Below are 24,528 nucleotides of genomic sequence, written 5' to 3' on the forward strand. Positions count from 1 at the left end.
TCCGGGTGGCAAGGGCTAGGCTGGAACACTGACACGGGGTGCCGGGCATCGGGCCGGCTGAGATCCAGACCCGTTGAACCTGTCCGGTTAGCACCGGCGAAGGGATGTCTGCCTTGTCCGCGAGATCGAATCCGTCCGAGTTCCTCCCGCCCAATTTTCTGCACAACGAGTCTCTGCCGGCCCCGCCGCGCATTCCCCGCGTGCTGGCCATCGCCGGCTCCGATCCCTCCGGCGGGGCCGGAATCCAGGCCGACCTGAAGAGCATCGCGGCGAACGGCGGCTACGGCATGGCCGCCATCACCGCCCTGACAGCGCAGAACACGCAGGGCGTGCGCGCCGTCCACGTTCCCCCGGCGGCGTTCCTCACGGCGCAGCTGGACGCCATCAGCGACGACATCGGCATCGACGCCGTCAAGATCGGCATGCTCGGTGACGCCGCCGTGATCGACGCCGTCCGCGGCTGGCTGGAAAAGGTGCGCCCCGCCGTCGTGGTCCTGGACCCGGTGATGCTCGCCACCAGTGGTGACCGTCTCCTGCAGGAATCCGCCGAGGCCGCCCTGCAGGCCCTCCTGCCGCTGGCGGACCTCATCACGCCCAACCTCGCCGAACTCGCCATCCTGCTCAAGGAACCCGTCGCTGCCGACTGGTCCGAGGCCCTGGCGCAGGGCAAGCGGCTGGCCGCGCTGGCCGGCACCACCGTCCTGGTTAAGGGCGGACACCTCCAGGGCGCCGGGCCGGGGGACGGGCATGCCCACGACGCCGACGGCCACGACGCCGCCGCCGGCACCGGCTGCCCGGATGCGCTGGTCAACACCGGCGGCCTGCTCGGCCAGGAAACGGTGGTGGTGCCGGGGGAGCGGATCGCGACGCGCAACAGCCACGGCACCGGATGCTCCCTGTCCTCGGCCATGGCCACCGTGCAGGCCCGGGTGGGGGACTGGGAAGCGGCGCTGCGGGAAGTCAAGCCGTGGCTGCTGGGCGCGCTCCGCGGAGCCTCGGCCCTGGACGTCGGCTCGGGCAACGGCCCGGTCCACCACTTCCACCACCTGCAGCACCTCCAGGCCGGGCACGGTCCGGCGGCGGGGGGGTTCGCCGCAGCCCTGCGCGCAGGAGCCGCGGATGATCTTGAGGCGATCTACGCCCTGGACTTCGTCCGCGGACTGGCCGACGGCACCTTGCCCGAGCACGAGTTCGCGTACTACCTCGCCCAGGACGCCATCTACCTCAACGGCTACTCCCGGGTCCTGGCCCGGGCCGCGGCGATTGCCCCCACCGAGGCCGAGCAGCTGTTCTGGGCCCGTTCGGCGCAGACCTGCCTGGAAGTCGAATCCGAGCTGCACCGTTCCTGGCTCAGCACCCGCCCCACGGCCTCCACCCTGGGCCCGGTCACGAAAGCGTATGTGGACCACCTGCTGGCCGCCTCGGTCTCCGGCAGCTATGGCGTCCTCGTGGCGGCGGCGCTGCCCTGCTTCTGGCTCTACGCCGAGGTCGGTTCAACGCTGCACCGGGAGTTCCTGGCCGGTGGCGCCCCCGGGGAGCACCCCTACGCCGGCTGGCTGCGGACCTACGCCGACGAGGACTTCGCCGCCGCGACCCGGCAGGCCATCGCGTACACGGACACGGCGGCCGGGCGGGCATCGGAGAGCGAGCGGCAGGCCATGGCCCTGGCTTTCCGGCAGTCATCGCGCTACGAAGTGGACTTCTTCGACGCGCCGCGGCTGTACGCCTGACGCGAGCTGGTCCGGACTACCGGTACGATGGTGGGGCACGGTTCCGGAAGTCGTTGCGGCAACACAGCTCAAGATGGTCAAGATCCCGGCCAAGAACATTGGCAGGGACTTTGCATCAAGATGTTGTGGCGCCTATCACGGACTACCCGCCGGAACCAGCCTCATTTGCGGCCGAAGGCAAAATTAGCGTATTCTAGATCTTCGGTGCTTACGCCAACACTTGGGTTATGACCCTGAGAACAGTCCGCTTGGAATTCCAAATGGATTTGTTCCGGGGATAGCTCATGGGTTCCCCCGGGGAATCCACCGGCGTTGAGGCACAGCGTGAGCCGGTCCAAACAATTTGGCCCCTGGTTCCGCACGCAAATCTAGTAATAAACGTCGAGAGAAGTGAGTTCCCCAGTGGTGTACGCGATTGTCCGCGCAGGCGGCCGCCAAGAGAAGGTTTCCGTTGGAGACTTCGTTACCCTGAACCGCGTCCCCGGTGGAGCCGGCAGCACCTTTGAGTTGCCCGCACTGCTCCTGGTGGACGGTGACAAAGTCACGTCTGCTGCTGCGGACCTGGCCAAGGTAACGGTTACGGCTGAGATCCTCGAAGACCTCCGTGGTCCGAAGATCGTCATCCAGAAGTTCAAGAACAAGACCGGTTACAAGAAGCGTCAGGGCCACCGTCAGGAACTGACCAAGGTCAAGATCACCGGTATCAAGTAACTCTTCGTTACTGTTCAGGTTCCAGCAGATTCCCCAGAATTTTTGAAGGCAGGCATTTCAAATGGCACATAAAAAAGGCGCGAGTTCCACTCGCAACGGTCGTGACTCCAACGCCCAGTACCTCGGCGTTAAGCGCTTCGGTGGCCAGGTAGTTTCCGCAGGCGAGATCATCGTCCGCCAGCGCGGCACCCACTTCCACCCGGGCGCCGGCGTAGGCCGCGGCGGGGACGACACCCTGTTCGCCCTGACCCCCGGTGCTGTCGAGTTCGGCACCCGCCGTGGTCGCCGCGTTGTGAACATCGTGGCTGCTGCAGCTGCAGAGTAACAATAAGTTCTAAATCGGTGGGGCGGGCCATTAGGTCCGCTCCACCGGTGTTTTAACCGCATTACAATCATCTTGGGCCTCTTTGGGGGTCCGGGGAACAGCACTGAGGAGATCCACGTGGCGAGCTTTGTAGACCGGGTAGTACTGCACGTATCCGGCGGTACCGGCGGTCACGGCTGTGTCTCCGTCCACCGTGAGAAGTTCAAGCCCCTCGGCGGTCCCGACGGCGGCAACGGCGGCAACGGCGGTGACGTCATCCTGCGCGTGGACCCCCAGACCACCACCCTGCTCGACTACCACCACGCGCCCCACCGGCACGCCACCAACGGCGGCCCTGGCATGGGCGACTGGCGCGGCGGCAAAAACGGCGAAACCCTGATCCTTCCGGTGCCGGTGGGCACCGTGGTGAAGTCCAAGTCCGGCGAAGTCATCGCCGACCTCGTGGCCGAAGGCGACGAATACATCGCCGCTGCCGGCGGGATTGGCGGCCTCGGCAACGCCTCGCTGTCCTCCCAGAAGCGCCGCGCGCCCGGCTTCGCGCTGCTCGGCATCGAAGGCGAATCCAGCGACGTCGTCCTGGAACTGAAGTCCATCGCCGACATCGCCCTCGTCGGCTTCCCCTCCGCCGGCAAGTCCAGCTTGATCGCCGCAATGTCCGCCGCCCGGCCCAAGATCGCGGACTATCCCTTCACCACCCTCATCCCCAACCTGGGTGTCGTCCAGGCCGGTGAAGTCCGCTTCACCATTGCCGACGTCCCCGGCCTGATCGAGGGTGCCAGCGAGGGGAAGGGCCTGGGCCACCACTTCCTGCGCCACGTCGAGCGGTGCGCCGCCCTGGTGCACGTGCTGGACTGCGGCACGCTCGAATCGGACCGCGATCCGCTCTCCGATCTCGCCATCATCGAGGCCGAGCTGGAGAAGTACGCCGTCGACATGAGCTACAGCGGGTCCGACGGCGAAGTCGTTCCGCTGAACCACCGCCCCCGCCTCGTGGCCCTGAACAAGGTTGACCTGCCGGATGGCAAGGACATGGCCGAGTTCGTCCGCCCGGAGCTCGAATCCCGGGGCTACAAGGTCTTCGAAATCTCGGCGACGAGCCACGAAGGCCTCCGCCAGCTTGGCTTCGCCATGGCCGAAATCGTCAAGGCCGCCCGCGACGCCGTCGCCGCCACCCCGCCGAAGGTACACGCCCCCGTGCTGCGCCCCCGCGCCGTCAACGAGACCGGCTTCACGATCCGCCGCGAGGAAAAGAACCTTGAGCCGCTCTTCCGCGTCCTCGGCGACAAGCCCGTGCGCTGGGTCAAGCAGACAGACTTCACCAACGAGGAAGCGATCGGCTACCTCGCCGACCGCCTGGCCAAGCTCGGCGTCGAAAATGAACTGTTCAAGCAGGGCGCCAAGCCGGGCGACATGGTGGTCATCGGCGAGGACGACGGCGTCGTCTTCGACTGGGAGCCGACCATGATGGCCGGTGCTGAGCTGCTCGCCTCGCCCCGCGGCACCGACGTGCGCTTCGCCGACATCGGCGACCGCCCGACGCGTGGCCAGAAGCGCGACGAACAGCAGGAACGCCGCGACGCCAAGGCCGCCGCCCGCGCCGAGCTCGAAGCCGAACGCAAGGCCGGCATCTGGACCGAATCCGTCAGCAGCCGCCGCGCGCGGCAGCCGCTCAAGGAGAGTGGACTGGGCGAAGCCGATGACGAGTAAGGCCGTCGTCGAGCACCGGTCCCAGCCGCTCAGCGCTCAAGACCTCAAGGCCCAGGCCATCAACGCCCCGGACCGCACCGCGCTGTCAGGTGCGCGCCGGATCGTCGTCAAGGTCGGCTCGTCCTCGCTGACGTCCATCAAGGGCGGGATCTCCGAAGAGGCCCTGACCGGACTCGCCGACGCCCTGGCGCACAAGCGCAACGCGGGCGCGGAGATCATCCTGGTGTCCTCCGGTGCGATCGCCGCCGGCCTCGCCCCGCTCGGCCTTGAGAAGCGCCCCCGCGACCTCGCCACCCAGCAGGCCGCCGCCAGTGTGGGTCAGGGCCTGCTGATGGCCCGCTACACCCACGCCTTCGGCGCGCACGGTGTCACCGTCAGCCAGGTGCTGCTGACCGCCGATGACTTCATGCGCCGCAGCCAGCACACCAACGCGTTCCGCGCGCTGGACCGGCTGCTGAACCTCGGCGTTGTCCCGGTGGTCAACGAAAATGACACCGTAGCCACCCACGAGATCCGCTTTGGCGACAACGACCGCCTCGCTGCCCTGGTGGCTCACCTGGTCCGCGCCGACGCGCTCGTGCTGCTCTCCGACGTCGACTCCCTGTACGACGGTCCGCCGTCGCACGGCGCCAAGCGGATTCCGCACGTCTCCGGCCCCCACGACCTCGACGGCGTCTCGATCGGCAGCACCGGCAAGGCCGGTGTGGGCACGGGCGGCATGGTCACCAAGGTCGAAGCCGCCAGCATCGCCGCGGGGTCGGGTATCCACGCCCTCGTAACATCCACGGCCAATGCGGCCGCCGCGCTGGCCGGCGAGGACGTGGGCACATGGTTCTCCGTCAACGGCGCGCGCAAGCCGATCCGGCTCCTGTGGCTGGCCCACCTGGCATCCGTGCGCGGCACCCTGGTGCTCGACGACGGCGCGGTCAAGGCCGTCCGCGACCGCCGCACCTCGCTTCTGCCGGCCGGAATCGCCGCGGTGAAGGGCGACTTCGAGGCCGGCGACGCCGTGGAGATGGTGTCCCTGGACAACACGGTGATTGCCCGCGGGCTGGTCAACTATTCGGCCGCCGAGCTGCCCCAGATGCTGGGCCGCTCCACCCATGAGCTCGGCAAGGCACTGGGCCGCGGATATGACCGCGAAGTTGTTCATGTTGACGACCTGGTGCTGGTCTAGGTTCCCCCGACGCCTAAACTGGAAGCATGACTGAGGCCCTGACTTCCGCTGCCGTGACTGATGTGCCTGCCGGCACCGTTCCCGCCGGTAACGCCGCGCCCGCCCAAGGGTTCGCGGCGGCGCCGGATCCGGCAGCGGCCCCTGGCACGGCAACGGAGACCGAAGCAGCCGTCCACGCGGTCGCAGACCGCTCACGCCACGCTGCCCACAGGATGGCACGCGCCAACCGGGCCTGGAAGGACCGGGGCCTGCGCGCCGTCGGCAAGGCGCTTGTGGATCACAAGCACCAGATCCTGGCCGCCAACGCCAAGGACGTCGCGGCCGGCCGGGCCGCCGGCACCAGCGCCGCCCTGCTGGACCGCCTGACGCTGACCGAGTCACGCATCACGGCACTCGCCGCCGCACTGGAAAACCTCGCTACCCTGCCCGATCCCGTCGGAAACGTCGTGCGGGGCCAGACCCTCCCCAATGGGCTGCGCCTGCGCCAGATCAACGTACCCATGGGCGTGGTGGCCGCGATCTATGAGGCCCGCCCGAACGTCACCGTCGACATCGCCGGACTGGCACTCAAGAGCGGCAACGCCGTCATCCTGCGCGGCGGATCCGCCGCCGCTGCCACCAACGCCGCCCTGATCACCATCCTCCGGGATGCGCTGGAATCAGTGGGCCTGCCCGCCGACGCCGTCCAATCCGTGGACCAATACGGCCGCGACGGCGCCAACGCGCTCATGCGGGCGCGCGGCCGGGTGGACGTGCTCATTCCCCGCGGCGGGCGCGAGCTGATCCAGGCCGTCGTGACGAACTCCTCCGTGCCGGTCATCGAGACCGGTGAAGGCAACGTCCATATCTTCCTGGACGCTTCCGCCAGCGAGGAAATGGCCGTGGACATCCTCCTCAACGCCAAGACCCAGCGGCCCAGCGTCTGCAACACCGTCGAAACTCTCCTGGTGCACTCCAAGTCCACCGTCCTTCCCGCGGTCGCCGCCGCATTGCGGGCTGCCGGGGTCACCCTGCACGTGGACCAGCGCATCCGCGCCGCCCTGCCGGCCTCGGTCCAGTCCGTGCCGGCCACGGAAGACGACTGGGCCACCGAATACATGAACCTGGACCTGGCCGTGGCCATGGTGGACAGCCTGGACGAGGCCGTCAGGCACATCCGCAAGTGGTCCACCGGCCACACCGAAGCGATCCTGACCAACGACCTCGCCAACGCCGAGCGCTTCATCGCCGAGGTCGATTCGGCGGCCGTGATCGTGAACGCCTCCACCCGCTTCACCGACGGAGGCGAGCTCGGCCTCGGCGCCGAAGTGGGCATTTCCACCCAAAAACTCCATGCCCGCGGCCCCATGGGACTGACCGAGCTGACCACGACCAAGTGGATCGTGCAGGGCGAGGGCCAGATCCGGGGCTAGCAACGCTGTAACATGGAACGGAAGACCGGAACGGCGGACACCTCCGCCGTCGTCAAATTTTGAACTCACTAGGGGAGAACATGCTGTCGCAGCAGATCGCCACTTTCGTCGCCGCCGCCGGCGAATCGGGCCACGAGGAACTCGCACCGCTCATTGCACCGCCGTTTGTCATTGGCGGCACCATGTTCGCGATCCTGGTGGTCCTGCTGCTGATCACCCTGTCCTACTCCAACCTGGGACGGCGCCACGTGGCTGTCGAGGAGCACTCGGACCCGCACCGCCAGCACCCGAACAAGCACGATCACGGCCAAGGTCACTAATATTTCCGCCCCCACGAAGCAGCGCGGCGCCCAGCGCCGCCTGCGTCTGGGTGTGATGGGCGGCACGTTCGACCCCATCCACCACGGACACCTTGTCGCGGCCAGTGAGGTCGCGGCCAAGTTCGACCTCGACGAAGTCGTTTTTGTGCCCACCGGACAGCCCTGGCAGAAGATGGCCAAGAAGGTCAGCGAAGCCGAGCACCGGTATCTCATGACAGTCATCGCCACGGCCTCGAACCCGCGCTTCACCGTGAGCCGGGTGGACGTGGACCGTCCGGGACCGACCTACACGATCGACACCCTGCGTGACCTGCGGACCCTGCGTCCGGACGCCGATCTGTTCTTCATCACCGGCGCGGACGCCCTGGCCCAGATTTTGTCCTGGAAAGACATCGATGAACTCTGGTCCCTCGCGCACTTCGTGGGTGTAACCCGGCCGGGCCACGTCCTGGACGGCATGGGCCGCAAAGACGTCAGCCTCCTAGAGGTCCCGGCCATGGCCATTTCCTCCACGGATTGCCGCACGAGGGTGGCCGAAGGCAACCCGGTCTGGTACCTCGTGCCGGACGGGGTGGTCCAGTACATCGCCAAGTATGGCCTGTACCACGCCAGCCCCGACGCCGATCGCCTCGAAGCCGGACACGCCGGGACCGCCAACGCCGGAAACGGCGCGGCAGGGACTGCCCCAGCACAGCACGATCCAGCCTTTGAGATAACCCAACCAGCCAGCACTGAATGAGTTTGCCATGAGTCAGGAACAGCCTCCCATCCGCAGCCGCCGCGAATTGCGGCAGGCCAGAGATGAACGTCTGGACACTCCGGGCCCGGGCGAGCCGACGGAGGCCGAAATCACCGGCCGGAGCCGTCGCGTTGCCGACGCCCCGGTGGACTCTGTGCGTGCTGATTCTGTGCCCGCCGATTCTGTGCCCGCCGGCACTGAGCGGTCTTCCCAGGTCCGGGCACGGGACCGCGCCGCGCTGCGGACCATCAAGGAACTCGCAGAGAAGGAAGGCCAGCTGGCCGGCGGAGGGCCGCCCACGCGACGCCAGTTGAGGCTTTTGGAGCTGGCGACCGAAACTGCCCCGGCCACCCAGGCCAACACCATTGTCCCGGTGTCGCCGCGGACCCGGGCCACCCCGGTGGTTCCCCCGGCCCCGAAGGACGCCGCCCCGAAGGGCGCCGCCCCGAAGGAGGCTGCCCCGGCTGGGGCGGCCGCCCCGGCGCCCATGGACCCCGCTGCGCCCAAGGCTCCCGCGGCCGACGGCGCCGGACCGGGCGGGGCGACGCCCGAGGGCATGACCCTGGAGCAGGCGCTGGCCGCCCGCGAACTCCTCGCGGAGCAGGCCAAGAACCAAGTGGCCAAGATGGAACACATTGCGGCCACGGATCCGGATGCCGTTGATCCGGCCGTCCTGGCCGAGCAGATCGCCCTCGCCGAGCGTGCCGCGATCCTGAACCGCCGCGCCGCCGCCAAGCAGAAGCTTGCCGAACAAAACAGCCAGCCGGCGGCGCCCCGCAACGATCCGACCACGGCCAACAACCTGGCCATGGTCACACCCTTGGAATTCGAGAAGGTTCCCGGCGTGGAGCGGCCCGTCATGAAGCGCCCTGCCACGTCGTACGTTCCGGTTGTCACCAACCCGGGTCCGCGCGTGGACGCGCCACGGAAACCCGGCCTGCGGCGGCCGGGCATCTCCCGCCAGAAGGCCGCAGGTCCCGCCACGGGCTCTGCCGCTGGCAGGGCCGGCGTCCTGGCCCGTGCGGAAGCAGCCGCGAAAGCCGGAACGGCACGGCCGGCAAACGCTGCAAACGCGGCGGGGGAGGCCGAGGAAAGACTCGTGGGCGGGGAACCCGTGGCCGCGAATGCCGCCTACGGGCTCGAACCCCTGGATGCCGCTACCGCCGGACTCGGCCGGGCGCGCCGCCTGCGCATGCTCCAGCTCGGCGTCCTGGCGTTGGGGATCGTTGCCCTCATCGCCGGCATCACGCTGATCGTCACCGGGCTGGCCCACTAGGTCTCAGGCCGCCACTGGCGCCACATTTTCATCACCATAATTTTTCATCACTACAAGGAGTCCCGTGACTGCAACCGATTCATCCATCACTACCGCCCGCCACGCAGCCCGCGCTGCCTCGGAGAAGCTTGCCGAGGACATCGTGGCCCTGGACGTCAGCGAACGGCTGGCCCTGGCCGACGTCTTCCTGATTGCCTCGGCCCCGAGCGAACGCCAGGTCAACGCGATCGTGGACGGCATCGAGGACGAGCTCTCCAAGTTTGACCAGAAGCCCGTCCGCCGCGAGGGCCGCTCCGGCGGCCGCTGGGTGCTGCTGGACTACTCCAACGTCGTCATCCACGTCCAGCACGAGGAAGACCGCGTGTTCTACGCCCTCGAGCGCCTGTGGAAAGACTGCCCCGTCGTCGATCTGCAGCTCGGCGACGACGCCTCCGCCAAGGCCACCGCCGGCACCGACACGGAGTAGCGCCCGCGTTCAGGCCACCTCCGGACGCCAAACCGGGCCGAATATGCCCGATTTGGAATTTTCCGGAGGGCTGGTCTAAGATATTTGAGTTGCTTCGGAGAAATCCGGACAAAAAACCGGAACATCGCACGTCGGCAGACATGCTCGGAGCAGCGAAAATTCGGGGCTGTGGCGCAGCTGGTAGCGCACCTGCATGGCATGCAGGGGGTCAGGGGTTCGAGTCCCCTCAGCTCCACCGGACAATCCGCCGGAATCGAAAGATTCCGGCGGATTTTTTTGTGCCCGGTTCCATGTTGGATTTTGTGCCCCGTTCCGCACCCCTGTTCCATGAGTCAGCGCGCCGATTAGCGCGAACGCGATTTGTGGTTTAGGCTATTCAGGTTGCTTCAGGGAGGATGAAACTTCCAGGCAAATGAGGGGCTGTGGCGCAGCTGGTAGCGCACCTGCATGGCATGCAGGGGGTCAGGGGTTCGAGTCCCCTCAGCTCCACCAGAAAGGGAATCACCGCCAGGCGGTGGTTCCCTTTTTCGTACCCTCCGCAGCTGTGCAGGACTTCGAAAGTCGCATCCGTCAAGACCGTCTCATGACCGGACGTCATAAACTGTCATTTAGGCTCTCCACCCTGAGCTGGACCTTGCTATCGTCGCTAGGAGACAGCCGCCCTGCGGCTTAGCTGGAAGGCCATTTCCGGCTCCACGACTAAGGAACATCATGAAGCGCACACGACTTTCCGTTATTGGCCTCATCGCCGCTGCAGGACTCGCCCTGGCAGGCTGCGGGTCGGCGTCCACCACCCCGGCCAGCTCAGCGCCGGCAGCCGGTGCGGACACCTCCCTCAGCGACGTCAAGAGCGCAGGCGTGCTCAAGGTCGGCACGGAAGGCACTTACAAGCCGTTCACGTTCCACGCCAACGGCAGCGGTGAGCTGACGGGCTACGACGTGGAGATCATGAACGCCGTCGCCGCGAAGCTGGGCGTCAAGCCCTCCTACCAGGAGACGCAGTTCGACGCCATCTTCGCCGGCCTCGACGCCAAACGGTTCGACGTCGTCGCCAACCAGGTTTCCATCACCGACGAGCGCAAGGCGAAGTACGACTTCTCTACCCCGTACACGGTGAGCACCGGCGTGCTCGTCACGAAGTCGGACAACGACAGCATCCACTCCTTTGACGACCTCAAGGGCAAGACCACGGCGCAGTCCCTGACGAGCAACTGGTACAAGCTGGCGCAGCAGAGCGGCGCGAACGTCGAGGCCGTCGAGGGCTGGGCGCAGGCAATCACGCTGCTCAAGCAGGGCCGCGTCGATGCCACCATCAACGACAAGCTGACCTACCTGGACTCCCAGAAGACCGACCACGACGCCGACATCAAGATTGCCGCCGAGACCACCGACAAGTCGCTGAGCGCGTTCACCCTGCGCAAGGGATCCACCAGCCTGACCGATGCCATCAACAAGGCCCTCGGCGAGCTGGCGGCCGACGGCACCCTGACGAAGATCTCCCAGAAGTACTTCGACGCCGACGTCTCGAAGTAGCCCTGTGCAAGCCGCAGAGAAACGCCGCGTCCGGGCATGAGCATCAACTGGGAACTCGTGTGGTCATCGCTGGGCCCGCTCCTGACGGGTGCGATCTTCGGCACCATTCCCTTGGCGCTGGCCTCGTTCAGCCTGGGCCTGCTGCTGGCACTGGTGGTGGCCCTCATGCGGCTGAGCCGCAACCGCCTGGTTTCGGCGGTGGCGCGGACCTACATCTCCGTCATCCGCGGAACCCCGCTTTTGGTCCAGCTGTTCGTCATTTTCTACGGGCTCCCTTCCGTCGGAATCACCATCAGCCCCTGGCCCAGCGCCATCATCGCGTTTTCCCTGAACGTCGGCGGCTATGCCGCGGAGGTCATCCGGGCGGCCATCCTGTCGGTTCCGAAGGGCCAGTGGGAGGCCGGCCACACCATCGGAATGTCGCGCCGGCAGACGCTCGTGCGGATCATCCTGCCGCAGGCCGCCCGGGTCTCGGTTCCGCCGCTCTCGAACACCTTCATCAGCCTGGTCAAGGACACGTCGCTGGCGTCGCTGATCCTCGTCACCGAACTGTTCCGCGTGGCGCAGCAGGTGGCGGCCTTCAGCCAGGAGTTCATGCTGCTATATCTGGAGGCGGCCGTGATCTACTGGGTCATCTGCCTCGTTCTCGCCAGCGGACAGTCCGTCCTGGAGAAGAGATTGGACCGCTATGTCGCCCACTGAACCTCAACCCTCTGACGTTCCTGTCCCGGACGAGCCGCTCCTGACCGTCACGGGCCTGCGCAAGTCGTTCGGCCACCATGTTGTGCTCAAATCCATCGACCTTGAAGTCCGCCGCGGCGAAGTGGTCACGTTGATCGGGCCGTCCGGATCAGGAAAAACGACAGTCCTGCGCTGCCTGAACGGCCTCGAAGTGCCCGACGCCGGCGTCGCCGAATTCGCGGGGCAACTGACCGTGGACTTTGCCACACCGGTGGCGAAGAAGCAGGTGCTGGCCTTGCGGGACCGCAGCGCCATGGTGTTCCAGCACTACAACCTCTTCCCGCACAAGACCGTCCTGGAGAACGTGATCGAGGGCCCCGTCCAGGTGCAGAAGCGGCCCAAGGCGGACGCGATCCAGGAGGCCCGGGACCTGTTGGCCCGCGTCGGCCTGACCGGCAAGGAGAACAGCTACCCGTTCGAGCTCTCCGGCGGCCAGCAGCAGCGCGTCGGCATTGTGCGTGCCCTCGCCCTGCGCCCGCAACTGCTGCTCTTCGACGAGCCCACCTCTGCGCTGGACCCCGAGCTCGTGGGCGAGGTCCTGGCCGTCATCAAGGAACTCGCGGACGAAGGCTGGACCATGGTGGTGGTCACCCACGAGCTCGCGTTCGCCCGTCAGGTGGCCGACGAGGTCATCTTCATGGACGGCGGCGTGGTGGTCGAACGCGGCCACCCCGATACCGTACTGCGGGACCCGCAGGAGGAACGCACTCGGCAGTTCGTGGACCGCCTGCTGAACCCGTTCTAAGGCGCCCCGCCAGCGGCGAGAAAAAGCGGCGGGAATTCGGGCGGGCACAGGGATGGGCACAGGCGGCGACTAAACTTGGTCGGGTGAACGACTCCCTGCCCCCATGCCCCGAATGCTCCAGCGAATACACCTACGAAATGGGGGCGCTCCTGGTCTGCCCGGAGTGCGCGCACGAATGGTCGGCATCCGCGGAGACTGACACAGACGCCGACGCCCCTGCGGCCGCGGTCATCAAGGACGCGGTGGGCAACGTCCTCGCCGACGGCGACACCGTCACCGTGGTCAAGGACCTGAAAATCAAGGGCAGCTCCACCGTCATCAAGGTCGGCACCAAGGTCCGCGGCATCCGCCTGGTCAACGGTGTTGGAGACCACGACATCGACTGCAAGGTGGACGGCGTGGGCCCCATGCAGCTCAAGTCCAGCGTCGTCAAGAAGATCTGACCGGGGACACGACCGTGACCGCAGAGACGGTGCGGGCGGCCGACGTCGTCGTGGTCGGCGCCGGCCAGGCGGGCCTGTCGGCGGCCTACCACCTTCAGCGCCGCGGCTTCGTCCCGGCCGGCGCTGACCCGGCCGGCCCGGCCGCGGCCGGGACGTACATCGTGCTCGACGCCGAGGACGGGCCCGGCGGAGCCTGGCGGCACCGCTGGAAGAGCCTGCTCATGGCCACGGTGAACGGCATCAGCGACCTCCCGGGAATCCCGCAGCCCGATGTGGACCCCGCCGAGGCCAGCTCCAGTTTCCTCACCCGCTATTTCGGCGGGTACGAGCACGACCTCGGCCTCGCGATTGAGCGGCCGGTCAAAGTGCAGTCGGTGAGCCGCGAGGACGATGACCCCGCCGGGCGGCTGAGCATCGCAACCTCCCGCGGCCGGTTCTCTGCCCGCGCCCTCATCAACGCAACCGGCACCTGGACCCGGCCATTCTGGCCCATCTATCCGGGCCAGGCCAGCTTCCGCGGCCGGCAGCTGCACGTCGCCGACTACGTTTCCGCCGACGAATTCCGCGGGCAGCACGTCATCGTCGTCGGCGGCGGGATCTCGGCCGTCGGGCTGCTCGATGAGATCTCCAAGGTCACCACCACCACATGGTTCACGCGCCGGGTACCGGTCTGGCGCGAGGCCGCGTTCGACCGGCAGGCCGGCCACGACGCCGTCGCCCTGGTCGAGGAGCGGGTGCGCCAGGGCCTGCCGCCGCAGAGCGTCGTCTCCGTGACGGGCCTGCTCTGGACCCCGGCCCTGCGCGCAGCCGCAGCGCGCGGCGTCCTGGACCGGCACCCCGTGTTCACCGCGATCGAACCCGACGGGGTCCGGATGGCTGACGGCAGCTTCCTGGCCGCCGGGGTCATCCTGTGGGCCACGGGATTCCGTGCCCAACTCGAACACCTCGCCCCGCTGCACCTGCGCGGACCCGGCGGCGGCATCGCGATGAACGGCACCCAGGTCGCGGGCGAGCCGCGGGTGCACCTCGTCGGCTACGGGCCTTCCTCGTCCACCATCGGCGCCAACCGGGCCGGCCGGGCCGCCGTCGCCGGAATCGTCCCCTTGCTGGCCCGGTCCGGTATAACGTAAAACGTAAGACCTGCAGAGCAGCGCCGGGGGAGGCCTCACACCCGGCTCCCACTGCCAGCACCCATACCCAAGCCCGAGAAGAAACGGCGGCACAACGCGCGTGGCGGACAACAGCTTCGAATCCCTCTTTGCCCGGCTGAGAAGATTCCCGGACGTCGAGGCCGACAACCTGCAGGCCTGGGACGCGACGGACAGACTCCTGCTGGACTCTGCCCTTGAGATGCCCGCGGCCGGCCTGCTGCAGCCCGGCGGCCGGCTCGCGGTGGTGGGGGACCGGTACGGTGCCCTCACCCTCGGCGCACTGAACCTCGGGGCGGACGCTGTGCGCGTCCAGCAGGACCTCATCACCGGTGAACGGGCACTGCGGGCGAACGCCGAGGCCCTGGGCATCGACGGTGGCTTCAAGCACCTCCCGTTGGGCGCCGAACTGCTGGAGGGAGCCTCCCTGGTCTTGCTGCAGTTGCCCCGGTCCCTGGCGGAACTTGAGGAAATCGCCGACGCCGTGGCCCGCTACGCGGCGCCCGAGGTGGTGCTGGTCGCGGGCGGACGCGTCAAACACATGGGCCTGGGCATGAACGCCGTCCTGGCGCGCTACTTCGAGGATGTCCAGCCCCAGCTGGCGCGGCAGAAATCACGGCTCCTGCTGGCCCGGAGCCCCAGGCCGGTCCCGGCCGCGCTGCCCTTCCCGGTCACTGAGGTCAACGACGAACTGGGCCTCACGGTCTGCGCCCGGGGCGCCGTCTTTGCCGGCACCGGGCTGGATATCGGGACCCGGTTCCTGCTGGACTTCCTGCCCCGGATGCCACACGCCACCCATGCCGTCGACCTTGGCTGCGGCACCGGAATCCTCGCCGCGATGTACGCCCGCGCCAACCCCGGCGCCCGCGTCACCGCTACCGACCGGTCCGCCGCTGCCGTCGACTCAGCCCTGGCCACCTCCCGGGCCAACGGCCTGGACGGTCGGATCGACGTGCTTCAGGACGACGCCATGAGCTCCCTCCCGGACGCCAGCGCGGACCTGGTGCTGCTCAACCCGCCCTTCCACCTGGAAGCGGCGGTCCACTCCGGCGCGGGGATCAAGCTGATCGAAGCGGCCGGCAGGGTGCTTGCCCCGGGCGGGGAGCTCTGGACCGTGTTCAACAGCCACCTGCACTACCGGCCGGCCCTGGAACGGCTGATCGGTCCCACCCGCGAGGCCGGCAGGAATCCAAAATTCACGGTCACGGCCAGCACCCGGCGGCCTTGACGCAAGAAACTTTGTGTCGGTAAAGCGCAAGTGTGGGCGCACGCCTGCACGTAACGTACGATTCTGACAACTGCTGTGCGTGGCCAAAACGTTTAGAGGTATCAGTGACCGAGTTCCGGCAACCCTCGCCGAGGCGAGGGACCAACCTACCGAAGATGGGCGACTTCAACCTCACAGTCATCCTCGACGCCATCCGCCGCACGCCCGGCGGGCTGAGCCGGGTGGAACTCGCCCAGATTGTCGGACTCTCGCCGCAGACCATCTCCAACATTTCCCGGCGCCTGCTGGACCAGCACCTGATCGTCGAGGCAGGCAAGGAAGGCACCGGACCGGGCAAGCCCAGGACCATGCTCCGGCTGAATCCCGCGGGGATGTATGCCGTGGGCGTGCACCTGGACCCGGCCGTCCTCACGTTCGTCGTGCTGGACCTGCTCGGCGCCGTCGTCCGGCACTCACGGATCACCACCCCGCCCGGCACCGACCCCAGTGCTGTCATTGACACCATCGCGGGCGAAATCAAGAGGCTCATCCTGGACTCCGGGGTGGACCCGGACCGGATCGCCGGGCTCGGGGTTGCGTCGCCGGGGCCCATCGACCTCAACGAAGGCGCCGTCGTGGACCCGCCGCTGCTGCCGGGCTGGGACCACGTGGGGCTGCGGGATGGCCTCGCGGAAGCCACGGGCCTGTCGACACTCATGGACAAGGACGTCACCAGCGCAGCCGTGGCCGAAACCTGGGCCGGGGGCCCCAGCGGCGAGGGCAGCTTCGTCTTCATGTATATGGGGACCGGGATCGGCTGCGGGATCGTGCTCAACGATGAAGTCGTCCGCGGGACCTCGGGCAACGCCGGGGAAATCGGGCACATCATCGTCGACCCGGGCGGTGCCCTCTGCGACTGCGGGCAGCGCGGCTGCGTGAAGTCCTCCGCCATTCCGCAGGTCCTCGTGGCGCAGGCTGAGGCGGCCGGGATATTGAATGGTTCACGCCAGGACAGGAGCGCACCGGCAGTTCAGGAACGGTTCGCCGAGTTGTGCGCGATCGCCGACGCCGGCAACGACGAGGCCAAGGAAATCATTCGTGGGTCCGCAGTGCTCGTGGCCCGTGCGGTGTCGGTCGTCACTAACGCCCTGGACGTGGACCGGGTAGTGTTCGGCGGCCCGTTCTGGACCTGCCTCTCGGCGGCTTACCTCGAGCTGGTCCCCGGTCTGGTTGAGGCGAACAGTGCCACCCGGAGGATCCATGGGATCGAAGTCGTGGGCACGGGGGTAGGCGAGGACGTCGGCGCCGTCGGTGCGGCCTGCCTGGTGCTCGAACACACGCTGGCCCCGCGTTCCCAGCGGCTGCTCCTGGGGGACTAGACAAAGGCTAACCGGGCTCAGTCGATGTCCTCAACCACCGTCCCATACGGGATGGTGTCATCCAGATGCGCCTGGTGGCCATGCGGAAGCACGAGAATCCGGACCCCGTGCAACCTCTCTGCGGCCGACTGCATGAGGACTGGCCGGACGGTGTTGATGAAGCTCTCGCTCTTGCCGGCGAGATACTGCTGATAGCTGGCTGGAAGCTGGATCATGGCAACAGGATAGTCCTGCCCGGATGCGTTGGGGAGAGCGGGCCGCGTGGGGCGAAAATGGCGCCTTGGGCGAACATTGTTCTGCCCGGCGCCTCAAACGGCCGTAAAGGTGCGTCTTAATTCGGGGCCCGACTTGAAGGCCCCACGGCCCGGCCTTAGAGTTCTATACAAGTTACCTCAGTAACGTGTCAGCGATCCTCCGCTGAAAGCTGCCCCCGGGCGGCCCAGGAGGGTGTGGGTGCCCCCATGTGGGCCTGACATTTGCTCACGGACAACTTCGTATCAGGCGTAACAGTCGCGGCTGCGCCCTGCTGAAGTTCCCTCCGTGTTCCCCAAACTCAATTCACTGACGACGGAGTTTCCGTTTCTGGTTCCGGTCCTTCGGGGCTTCCGGATCTCCCGGCGGCAGTGTTCAAAGCCAAGGACGCAAATGTCACCACCAAGCCTTATCGATACCCATCCCAATCTTGCCGGCGCGGCCCCTGTTGCGCTGTCCTACGAGCTGTTCCCGCCGCGGTCGCCCGCAGCCGCGGAATCCCTTTGGACCACCATCGGCGAACTGGAAGCCACGGACCCGGACTACGTGTCCGTGACCTACGGCTCCAACGGCTCCAACCGCAGCACCGCCGTCGATCTCGTCAACCGGCTCGTGCAGGAAACGACGCTCCGGCCCCTGGCCCACCTGACCTGTGTGGGGAATTCCCCGCAGGAACTGGCGGAGATCATCGGCGAACTGCTCGACGTCGGCGTCCGCGGCATCCTCGCCCTCCGCGGCGACCGGCCCAAGGATGGAGAAACCCCGCCGCCGGGATCGCTCCGGTACGCCCAGGACCTGATCGAACTCATCCGCCGCGTGGAGCAGCGCCGTTCGGCGCTGTTGTGCGCCGGCAGGGTCGCGGTCGGCGTCGCCGCCTACCCGACCCGGCACCCGGAATCCCCGAGCGAGGCGCACGACGTCGAGGTCCTGCTGGCCAAGCAGCGCTCCGGCGCCGACTTCGCCATCACCCAGGTCTTCTTCCACACCGAGCAGTACGCCGACCTCCTGGCCCGGGCACGCCGGGCCGGGGTGACCATCCCGATCATTCCCGGGGTCATGCCGCTCACCAGCCTCCGGCGGCTCGCCCGGCTCGGGGAACTGACCGGCGTCGAACCGGCCCCGGAACTCATCGAACGCCTCGCGGCTGCCGACACCGACGCCGAACGGACCCGGATCGGGGTCAGCGCCACCGTTGATCTCGCCAACGCAGCCCTGGACGCCGGGGCCCCCGGCATCCACCTCTACACGTTCAATGAGCACGCCGCGGCCCTGGACGTGCTGGACAAACTCGCGCTGCCCCGCCCGCACCGCGGCAACAAGAACGGCGGCAACCGGCACACGGCCAGCCGCCGCCAGCTCGCCAGCTGAGCGCCCCAGGAAAACACAACTTCCCTCCGCACCACACCACCAACACTTAGGACTTCCCATGACTGCAGTGAACACACTCAACCCCACTCCGTTCCCGGCCGCCTCGATCCTGGGCTACCCGCGCATCGGCCGCCGCCGCGAACTCAAGAAGGCCGTCGAGGCCTACTGGGCCGGCAAGATCGACGCCGCAGCCCTGGACGCGGCCGCCAGGGAAATCCAGCTCGGCACCGCCAAGCGGCTCCAGGGTCTGGGCCTGACCGAAGCCGCCGCGGTGCCCGGCACCTTCTCCTACTACGACCAGGTGCTCGACGCCGCCGCCCACCTCGGCGCTGTGCCGGCCCGCTTCGGGAACCTCCTCAACGCGCAGGGCCAGCTCGACATCGACGGTTACTTCACCCTGGCCCGCGGCAACAAGGACCAGCAGCCACTGGAAATGACCAAGTGGTTCGACACCAACTACCACTACCTCGTGCCGGAAATCGGGCCGGAAACCAACTTCGCGCTGACCTCGAACCGGATCGTCGAGGAATTCGAATACGCTCTCGCCAACGGCGTCGAGACCCGCCCGTACATCGTCGGCCCGGTGACGTTCCTGCTGCTGAGCAAGGCCTCCGACGACGCCCCGGCCGGCTTCAGCCCGCTGTCCCGCCTGGAGGACGTCCTCCCGGTCTACACGGCGCTGCTTCAGAAGCTCGCCGCCGCCGGCGCCAGCTGGGTCCAGCTCGACGAGCCCGCCCTCGTGGTGGACCAGGGCACCCCGGCCGTGGAAATCCAGGCCGCCGTCGCCCGCTCCTACGAGGCCCTGGCCGCCGCGGCCCGGCGTCCGCAGCTTTTCGTCTCCACCCCGTACGGCGCGCTCAACGGCCAGCTCGGCACCCTCGCCGCCACCGACATCGACGCCCTGCACCTGGACGTCTTCAAGGGCGAGGTCCCGTCCGCCGCTGCCCTGGCCGCGCTGGGCAACAAGACCCTCGTCGCCGGCGTCGTGGACGGCCACAACATCTGGCGCAACGACCTCGCCGCCTCCGCGAAGAAGATCGCCGAACTGAAGAAGTCGGTGGCCAAGCTGGCCATCAGCACCTCCACCTCCACGCAGCACGTCCCGCACGACGTCGACGAGGAAGTCCAACTCTCCGAGCAGCTGCGTAGCTGGCTGGCCTTCGCCGACCAGAAGGCCGTTGAAGTCGTCACCCTCGCCGGTCTGCTGACCGACGAGGCAGCCGTCCAGCCCGCCATCGACGAGGCCACCCGCGTCATCGCCTCCCGCGCCGGGGCCGAGGGCGTCCGCCGCAGCGACGTCCGGGCCCGCACCGCCGCCCTGACGGGCGCCGACTTCAACCGCTCCGCCTACGCTGTCCGCGAGGCAGCCCAGGAGAAGGCCCTGCACCTGCCTCCGCTGCCCACCACCACCATCGGCTCCTTCCCGCAGACCGGCGAAATCCGAACCGCCAGGGCCCGCGCCAACCGCGGCGACCTCACCTCGGAGCAGTACGAGCAGCTCATGAAGGACGAGATCAAGCGCGTCGTTCAGCTGCAGGAAGAGCTGGGCTTCGACGTCCTGGTCCACGGCGAGCCCGAGCGCAACGACATGGTCCAGTACTTCGCCGAGAACCTCGATGGCTTCGACGTCACCGTCCACGGCTGGGTCCAGTCCTACGGCTCGCGCTGCACCCGCCCGTCCATCCTGTGGGGCGATGTCACCCGCAGCGCCCCGATCACGGTGAAGTGGGCCGAGTACGCGCAGTCCCTGACCAGCAAGCCGATGAAGGGCATGCTCACCGGCCCGGTCACCATCCTGGCCTGGTCCTTCGTCCGCGATGACCAGCCGCTCGGCGAGACCGCCAACCAGGTGGCGCTGGCCCTCCGCGACGAGATCGCCGACCTCGAGGCGGCCGGCATCAAGGTCATCCAGGTGGACGAGCCCGCCCTGCGCGAGCTCCTGCCGCTGCGCAAGGCCGACCAGGCCGCGTACCTGGACTGGTCCGTGAAGTCCTTCCGGCTCTCCACCGCAGGTGCCGCGGACGCCACCCAGGTCCACACGCACCTGTGCTACTCCGAGTTCGGCGCCATCATCGACGCGATCGACGGCCTCGACGCCGACGTCACCTCGATCGAGGCCGCCCGCTCCCGCATGGAGGTCGTCCACGACCTCGAGTCCCACGGTTTCGGCCGCGGCGTTGGCCCGGGCGTCTACGACATCCACTCGCCCCGGGTCCCGGGCGAACAGGAAGTCACCGAACTGCTCAGCACCGCCGTCAAGCACGTCCCTTCCCGCCAGCTCTGGGTCAACCCGGACTGCGGCCTGAAGACCCGCGGCTACGCCGAGACTGAAGAGTCGCTGCGCAACCTCGTCACGGCCACCAGGACCGTCCGCGCCGAACTGCTCTCAGCCGCCAAGTAACAGGCCACCAGGCAAGCAGCCGTCAAGGAGCCCGCTCCACGCACAAACGACGCCGGCCGGTCACCCTCCAAGGTGACCGGCCGGCGTCGTACGTTCTTGATCATCGATTGCTGGGCAGCCGCCGTTTTGAGCGCCCGGAAGGGCATATACGGAGCAGTCGATGCAGGACTGCCAGCGACTCAGGATGCCCGGGTCAGGACTCCCAGAGGATTTCGTCGTCGACGACGCCGTCCTCATCCGCGGAAGCGACGAGGACCTCGTCGGTGAAGTGCTGGCCCAGCGTGAAATCGAGGACGAAGTAGCGTTCCGGCTGGCCGGGGTAGATGCCCACGTGGCCGAGCTTGAGCGCCTTGAGGAAGACCTCGTCGGTCAGCTGGCTCTTGTCCTCGACGCCGAAGACCTTCTTGAGGTGTTCGTCCTTGATCGCGTTGCAATGGAAGTGGCGGTACTCCTGCGGACTGGTGCCTTCCTGGTCCAGTTCCTCGGCGATCATTTCGCGGACCTGGTCCACGAGTTCGGGCAGGAAGCGCAGGCGGTAGTCAACTTTATGCATGGCCGCTTCATCGAAATGGTCATGCGCGTTGACATTCAGGTCAAGCTCCACGGTCTGGCCCGCCAGCTCATGCGTGGCGGTGAGATTATGCTCCCGTCCGTGGTTGAGCTCGACCTCGCCGAAGTGCTTGCTCGCTACCTTGTTCATATCTTCAACATAGTCCTGAAAACCGGACCATTCCAGCGTTGGCAGGGTTTTCCGTACCGGAGTCACCGGTACCGGACCGGCGGACGGCCGCATGACTGTACATTGATCGGATGCAGCATGTAATCTCACCCGTCGGCCGTGCCCGGGCCGCGTTCGACGCCGGGACCACCCGCCCGCTCACCTGGCGGCTGGATCAGCTGCGCCGGCTGCGGCGCATGCTCGCGGAGCGGCACGCGGACTTCGCCGAAGCCCTCGCCCGCGACCTGGGCAAGCACCACACCGAGGCGCAGCTCGCAGAGATCGGGTTCGTGGACGCCGAGGCGGCGCACCTGGAGCGGCACCTCGAAGGCTGGCTGCGGCCCCGCCGCGTGCCGGTGCCGCTGGCAGTGCGGCCGGCCCGCGCCTGGACCGAACTCACCCCGCTGGGCGTGGTGCTGGTGATCGGGCCGTGGAACTACCCGCTGCAACTGCTGCTCGCCCCGCTCGCCGGCGCCCTGGCCGCGGGAAACACCGTGGTCCTCAAGCCGAGCGAACATGCCCCGGCCACCTCGGCCGTACTGGCCCGCTGGATTCCCGAATACCTGGCCGGCGCCGCCGAAGTGGTTGAGGGCGGCATCCCGGAGACCACCGCCCTCCTGTCCGAACGCTTCGACCACATCTTCTTCACCGGGGGAGAAGCCGCGGCCAAGGTGGTCATGCGCGCGGCGGCCGAGCACCTGACCCCGGTGACGCTGGAGCTCGGCGGCAAGTCCCCGGCCTACGTCGATGCATCCACGGACCTGGCCACGGCGGCCAAACGCATCGCCTGGGGCCGGTTCATGAACGCCGGGCAGACGTGCGTCGCACCCGACTACGTCCTGGCCCGGGAGGAGGTCCTGGAGCCGCTGCAGGCCGAGCTGATCAAGGCCGTTACGGCGCTCTTCGGACCTGACCCGGCGGCGAGCCCGTCGTACGGCCGGATCGTCGATGACCGCCACTTCGCACGGCTCGCGGCCCTCGCCGACGCCAGCACGGTGGTGCACGGCGGACAGCGCGACGCCGCCAGCCGCTACTTTGCGCCGACCCTGCTGCGCCCGGCGCCCGGCGACGCCGTCATGGCGGAAGAAATCTTCGGACCCCTGCTGCCACTGGTGCCCGTGGACGGGCTCTACGCGGCCATCGAGGAGGTCAACGGGCGCGCCAAGCCGCTGGCACTCTACGTCTTCAGCAACGATCCGCAGACGCGCCGCGCCTTCGCCGGGCGGACCTCGTCGGGGGCCCTGTGCTTCGATGTACCGGCGGCCCACCTGTCAGTCCCCGGGCTTCCCTTCGGAGGGGTCGGCGGCAGCGGCATGGGGGCCTATCACGGGGAACATTCGGTGCGGACGTTCTCGCATGAGCGCCCCACCCTGGACAAGCCGCTGTGGCCGGACACGCTGGAACTGATCTACCCGCCGTACACCCGGACCAAGCACCGGATCATCGACGCACTCGTGGCGCCGGTCGGGAAGCGGGCCAGGCGGCGCTGAACGGCGCCGGCCTAACGGGGCCTCCACGCCGGCCCATTCGACCTCGACCAACCGCTGCCCGGTCCGTTCCGCCTTCAGCCCGGGCCCTTCGGCTCAGTCCCTTCCCGTGGTCCCGGGCCGGTGCATCGTCTCCGCCAGCAGCTCCACGAACAGCTGGACCTGGGCCGTCCGCTTCTCGTTGATCAGCAGGGCGAAAACATTCCGTGCCAGCCGGATCTCCGGCACATCGAGGACCACCACGCCGGCAGGCCGGTGCCGCAGGGCGAGCTCGGGGACCAGGGCGGCGCCGAGCCCGGCGGCGGCCATCTCAAGGCTCGCGTGGAAGTCATCGCTGTAGGCCACCACGCGGGGGTGCAGGTTGCAGCTCGCGAAGAGCCGTTCAATCACCGTGGCGTCGGACGTGCCGGGGTGGTGCATGATCCAGGGCATGTCCGATAGATGCGGCGCGGCGACCTTGGAATCCGTCCCGATGCCCCAGGCCGCCGGCAGCACCACGCGGAAGTCGTCGTCGCCGATCCACTGCCGGTCCACGGTGTGCGGCCAGGCGAGGCCGGACTGACCCACCTGGTACACCAGGGCGACGTCGAGTTCGCCGCCGGCCCGCAGCCCCTGGATGGTCTGGGCCGGTTCCGCGACCGAGACCCGCAGGTCGATGCCGAGCTTCTTCCAGGCCGGGTTCCGCAGGATCGGCGGCAGCACATAGGTGGCGAGGCTCGGGAAGATGCCCAGCCGCAGCTCCTGGCTGGGACTTTCCTGCGCCCGGGAGGCGGCGGCCATCAGCGTCTCGATGTCCGTCAGGACCTTGGCAGCGTGCCGGGTCATGACGACGGCGGCTTCGGTCGGCTGGATGCTGCGGGCCGCGCGCTGGAACAAGGTGACGCCGGTGTCGCGTTCCAGTGCCGACATTTGCTGGGAGACGGCCGAAGCCGTGTAGCCCAACCGGGTGGCGGCGGCCGCAAACGATCCAAGCCGGATCACTTCCACAAGGGTCCGGAGATGGACGGGGTTGATCAAGGGCTGCCCTTCGCCTGGTTGCGGGTCCACGGAGACGGGACCGGAATTCCCGCTTCATTGTGGCATATCCGGCCCTCCGGCGGCCGTGCTGGTCTGCGTGCTGATGTGTCTGCCGGAATGTCCGCACGGAAAGTCTGCGCTGCGCGGCCGGGCACATGCAGGAGAATCCGAGGAACCCAACTCGAGTGGCAGCTGACGGCGTCACTGGCGAGGGTCTGACAGCAGA

The 24,528-nt window shown here is 67.9% G+C and carries 23 protein-coding genes, 2 tRNA genes and 1 riboswitch; of the genes, 22 read left to right on the plus strand and 3 right to left on the minus strand.

Features of this window, described 5'->3' with window-relative positions; genetic code table 11:
* Nucleotides 1-24: 24 nt before the first annotated feature.
* A riboswitch (TPP riboswitch) is annotated at nucleotides 25-122 on the plus strand.
* The 19 genes from AC1DDH_RS00415 to AC1DDH_RS00505 all read left to right on the plus strand — a co-directional run bounded on the left by AC1DDH_RS00415 (nucleotide 105) and on the right by AC1DDH_RS00505 (nucleotide 17,059).
* Nucleotides 105-1,730, plus strand: coding sequence for a bifunctional hydroxymethylpyrimidine kinase/phosphomethylpyrimidine kinase (locus AC1DDH_RS00415; RefSeq protein ID WP_476954602.1), 1,626 nt, complete (start codon nucleotides 105-107; stop codon nucleotides 1,728-1,730). Its footprint overlaps the riboswitch before it by 18 nt.
* Before the next feature lie 402 nt (nucleotides 1,731-2,132).
* On the plus strand, nucleotides 2,133-2,441 hold the full coding sequence (gene rplU, locus AC1DDH_RS00420; RefSeq protein WP_018773353.1) for a 50S ribosomal protein L21: 309 nt from the start codon (nucleotides 2,133-2,135) through the stop codon (nucleotides 2,439-2,441).
* A 61-nt stretch (nucleotides 2,442-2,502) separates the two neighbouring features.
* Entirely contained in the window at nucleotides 2,503-2,766 is a 264-nt protein-coding gene (gene rpmA / locus AC1DDH_RS00425; protein ID WP_009372867.1) for a 50S ribosomal protein L27, read from the plus strand.
* Between the two features lie 117 nt (nucleotides 2,767-2,883).
* Nucleotides 2,884-4,473 (plus strand): GTPase ObgE, encoded by a 1,590-nt coding sequence (gene obgE / locus AC1DDH_RS00430; RefSeq protein WP_079555434.1) that lies wholly within the window; start codon nucleotides 2,884-2,886, stop codon nucleotides 4,471-4,473.
* The gene (gene proB / locus AC1DDH_RS00435) at nucleotides 4,463-5,650 is read left to right on the plus strand and encodes a glutamate 5-kinase (RefSeq protein ID WP_476850135.1); all 1,188 of its coding nucleotides are present in this window, start codon (nucleotides 4,463-4,465) and stop codon (nucleotides 5,648-5,650) included. The genes obgE and proB overlap by 11 nt, the downstream gene beginning before the upstream one ends.
* Nucleotides 5,651-5,676: 26 nt before the next feature.
* Nucleotides 5,677-7,062: a glutamate-5-semialdehyde dehydrogenase gene (locus AC1DDH_RS00440; RefSeq protein WP_476850134.1), complete on the plus strand. Its 1,386-nt coding sequence runs from the start codon at nucleotides 5,677-5,679 to the stop codon at nucleotides 7,060-7,062.
* 80 nt (nucleotides 7,063-7,142) lie between these two features.
* Nucleotides 7,143-7,382, plus strand: a complete 240-nt coding sequence (locus tag AC1DDH_RS00445; RefSeq protein ID WP_230011093.1) for a hypothetical protein — start codon at nucleotides 7,143-7,145, stop codon at nucleotides 7,380-7,382.
* A gap of 55 nt (nucleotides 7,383-7,437) precedes the next feature.
* The gene (gene nadD / locus AC1DDH_RS00450) at nucleotides 7,438-8,121 is read left to right on the plus strand and encodes a nicotinate-nucleotide adenylyltransferase (RefSeq protein ID WP_476850133.1); all 684 of its coding nucleotides are present in this window, start codon (nucleotides 7,438-7,440) and stop codon (nucleotides 8,119-8,121) included.
* Nucleotides 8,122-8,128: 7 nt separating this feature from the next.
* A complete protein-coding gene (locus AC1DDH_RS00455) occupies nucleotides 8,129-9,397 on the plus strand; it encodes a hypothetical protein (RefSeq protein WP_476954603.1) in 1,269 nt (422 codons plus the stop codon).
* 64 nt (nucleotides 9,398-9,461) lie between these two features.
* Complete coding sequence (rsfS, locus tag AC1DDH_RS00460) at nucleotides 9,462-9,863, plus strand: ribosome silencing factor (RefSeq protein WP_018773346.1); 402 nt, start codon at nucleotides 9,462-9,464, stop codon at nucleotides 9,861-9,863.
* A 162-nt stretch (nucleotides 9,864-10,025) separates the two neighbouring features.
* Nucleotides 10,026-10,098, plus strand: a tRNA-Ala gene (locus AC1DDH_RS00465).
* Nucleotides 10,099-10,279: 181 nt separating this feature from the next.
* Nucleotides 10,280-10,355: transfer RNA gene (locus tag AC1DDH_RS00470), tRNA-Ala, on the plus strand.
* Nucleotides 10,356-10,574: 219 nt separating this feature from the next.
* Nucleotides 10,575-11,396, plus strand: a complete 822-nt coding sequence (locus AC1DDH_RS00475) for an amino acid ABC transporter substrate-binding protein (protein ID WP_476873736.1) — start codon at nucleotides 10,575-10,577, stop codon at nucleotides 11,394-11,396.
* Between the two features lie 36 nt (nucleotides 11,397-11,432).
* Nucleotides 11,433-12,098, plus strand: a complete 666-nt coding sequence (locus AC1DDH_RS00480; RefSeq protein ID WP_476856903.1) for an amino acid ABC transporter permease — start codon at nucleotides 11,433-11,435, stop codon at nucleotides 12,096-12,098.
* A complete protein-coding gene (locus tag AC1DDH_RS00485; RefSeq protein WP_476873737.1) occupies nucleotides 12,085-12,882 on the plus strand; it encodes an amino acid ABC transporter ATP-binding protein in 798 nt (265 codons plus the stop codon). The genes AC1DDH_RS00480 and AC1DDH_RS00485 overlap by 14 nt, the downstream gene beginning before the upstream one ends.
* Before the next feature lie 83 nt (nucleotides 12,883-12,965).
* Nucleotides 12,966-13,325, plus strand: a complete 360-nt coding sequence (locus AC1DDH_RS00490) for a zinc ribbon domain-containing protein YjdM (RefSeq protein WP_476873738.1) — start codon at nucleotides 12,966-12,968, stop codon at nucleotides 13,323-13,325.
* Between the two features lie 14 nt (nucleotides 13,326-13,339).
* Nucleotides 13,340-14,455 carry an NAD(P)-binding domain-containing protein gene (locus AC1DDH_RS00495; RefSeq protein ID WP_476954604.1) on the plus strand — a complete coding sequence of 372 codons (1,116 nt, stop codon included), beginning with the start codon at nucleotides 13,340-13,342 and terminating at the stop codon, nucleotides 14,453-14,455.
* 100 nt (nucleotides 14,456-14,555) lie between these two features.
* The gene (locus AC1DDH_RS00500; protein ID WP_476873740.1) at nucleotides 14,556-15,701 is read left to right on the plus strand and encodes a class I SAM-dependent methyltransferase; all 1,146 of its coding nucleotides are present in this window, start codon (nucleotides 14,556-14,558) and stop codon (nucleotides 15,699-15,701) included.
* 155 nt (nucleotides 15,702-15,856) lie between these two features.
* Nucleotides 15,857-17,059, plus strand: a complete 1,203-nt coding sequence (locus AC1DDH_RS00505; protein WP_476954605.1) for an ROK family transcriptional regulator — start codon at nucleotides 15,857-15,859, stop codon at nucleotides 17,057-17,059.
* Between the two features lie 17 nt (nucleotides 17,060-17,076).
* Here AC1DDH_RS00505 and AC1DDH_RS00510 read toward each other — a convergent pair whose 3' ends face one another.
* On the minus strand, nucleotides 17,077-17,274 hold the full coding sequence (locus tag AC1DDH_RS00510; protein ID WP_018773338.1) for a hypothetical protein: 198 nt from the start codon (nucleotides 17,272-17,274) through the stop codon (nucleotides 17,077-17,079).
* Between the two features lie 430 nt (nucleotides 17,275-17,704).
* On the opposite strand from AC1DDH_RS00510, the gene AC1DDH_RS00515 reads away from it, so the two are divergent.
* The gene (locus AC1DDH_RS00515; protein WP_476930808.1) at nucleotides 17,705-18,679 is read left to right on the plus strand and encodes a methylenetetrahydrofolate reductase; all 975 of its coding nucleotides are present in this window, start codon (nucleotides 17,705-17,707) and stop codon (nucleotides 18,677-18,679) included.
* A 58-nt stretch (nucleotides 18,680-18,737) separates the two neighbouring features.
* Nucleotides 18,738-21,080: a 5-methyltetrahydropteroyltriglutamate--homocysteine S-methyltransferase gene (metE, locus tag AC1DDH_RS00520; protein ID WP_476954606.1), complete on the plus strand. Its 2,343-nt coding sequence runs from the start codon at nucleotides 18,738-18,740 to the stop codon at nucleotides 21,078-21,080.
* A gap of 193 nt (nucleotides 21,081-21,273) precedes the next feature.
* On the opposite strand, the gene AC1DDH_RS00525 is transcribed toward metE, so the two are convergent.
* Nucleotides 21,274-21,780, minus strand: a complete 507-nt coding sequence (locus tag AC1DDH_RS00525; protein ID WP_026537142.1) for a DUF2004 domain-containing protein — start codon at nucleotides 21,778-21,780, stop codon at nucleotides 21,274-21,276.
* Between the two features lie 110 nt (nucleotides 21,781-21,890).
* Between AC1DDH_RS00525 and AC1DDH_RS00530 the strand changes: the two genes are divergently transcribed.
* The gene (locus AC1DDH_RS00530) at nucleotides 21,891-23,288 is read left to right on the plus strand and encodes an aldehyde dehydrogenase family protein (protein ID WP_476954607.1); all 1,398 of its coding nucleotides are present in this window, start codon (nucleotides 21,891-21,893) and stop codon (nucleotides 23,286-23,288) included.
* A 93-nt stretch (nucleotides 23,289-23,381) separates the two neighbouring features.
* Here the strand turns inward: AC1DDH_RS00530 and AC1DDH_RS00535 are convergent, their stop codons facing one another.
* A complete protein-coding gene (locus tag AC1DDH_RS00535; RefSeq protein ID WP_476954608.1) occupies nucleotides 23,382-24,302 on the minus strand; it encodes a LysR family transcriptional regulator in 921 nt (306 codons plus the stop codon).
* Nucleotides 24,303-24,528: the final 226 nt, after the last annotated feature.

The organism is Arthrobacter sp. 10T425 (assembly GCF_056393985.1).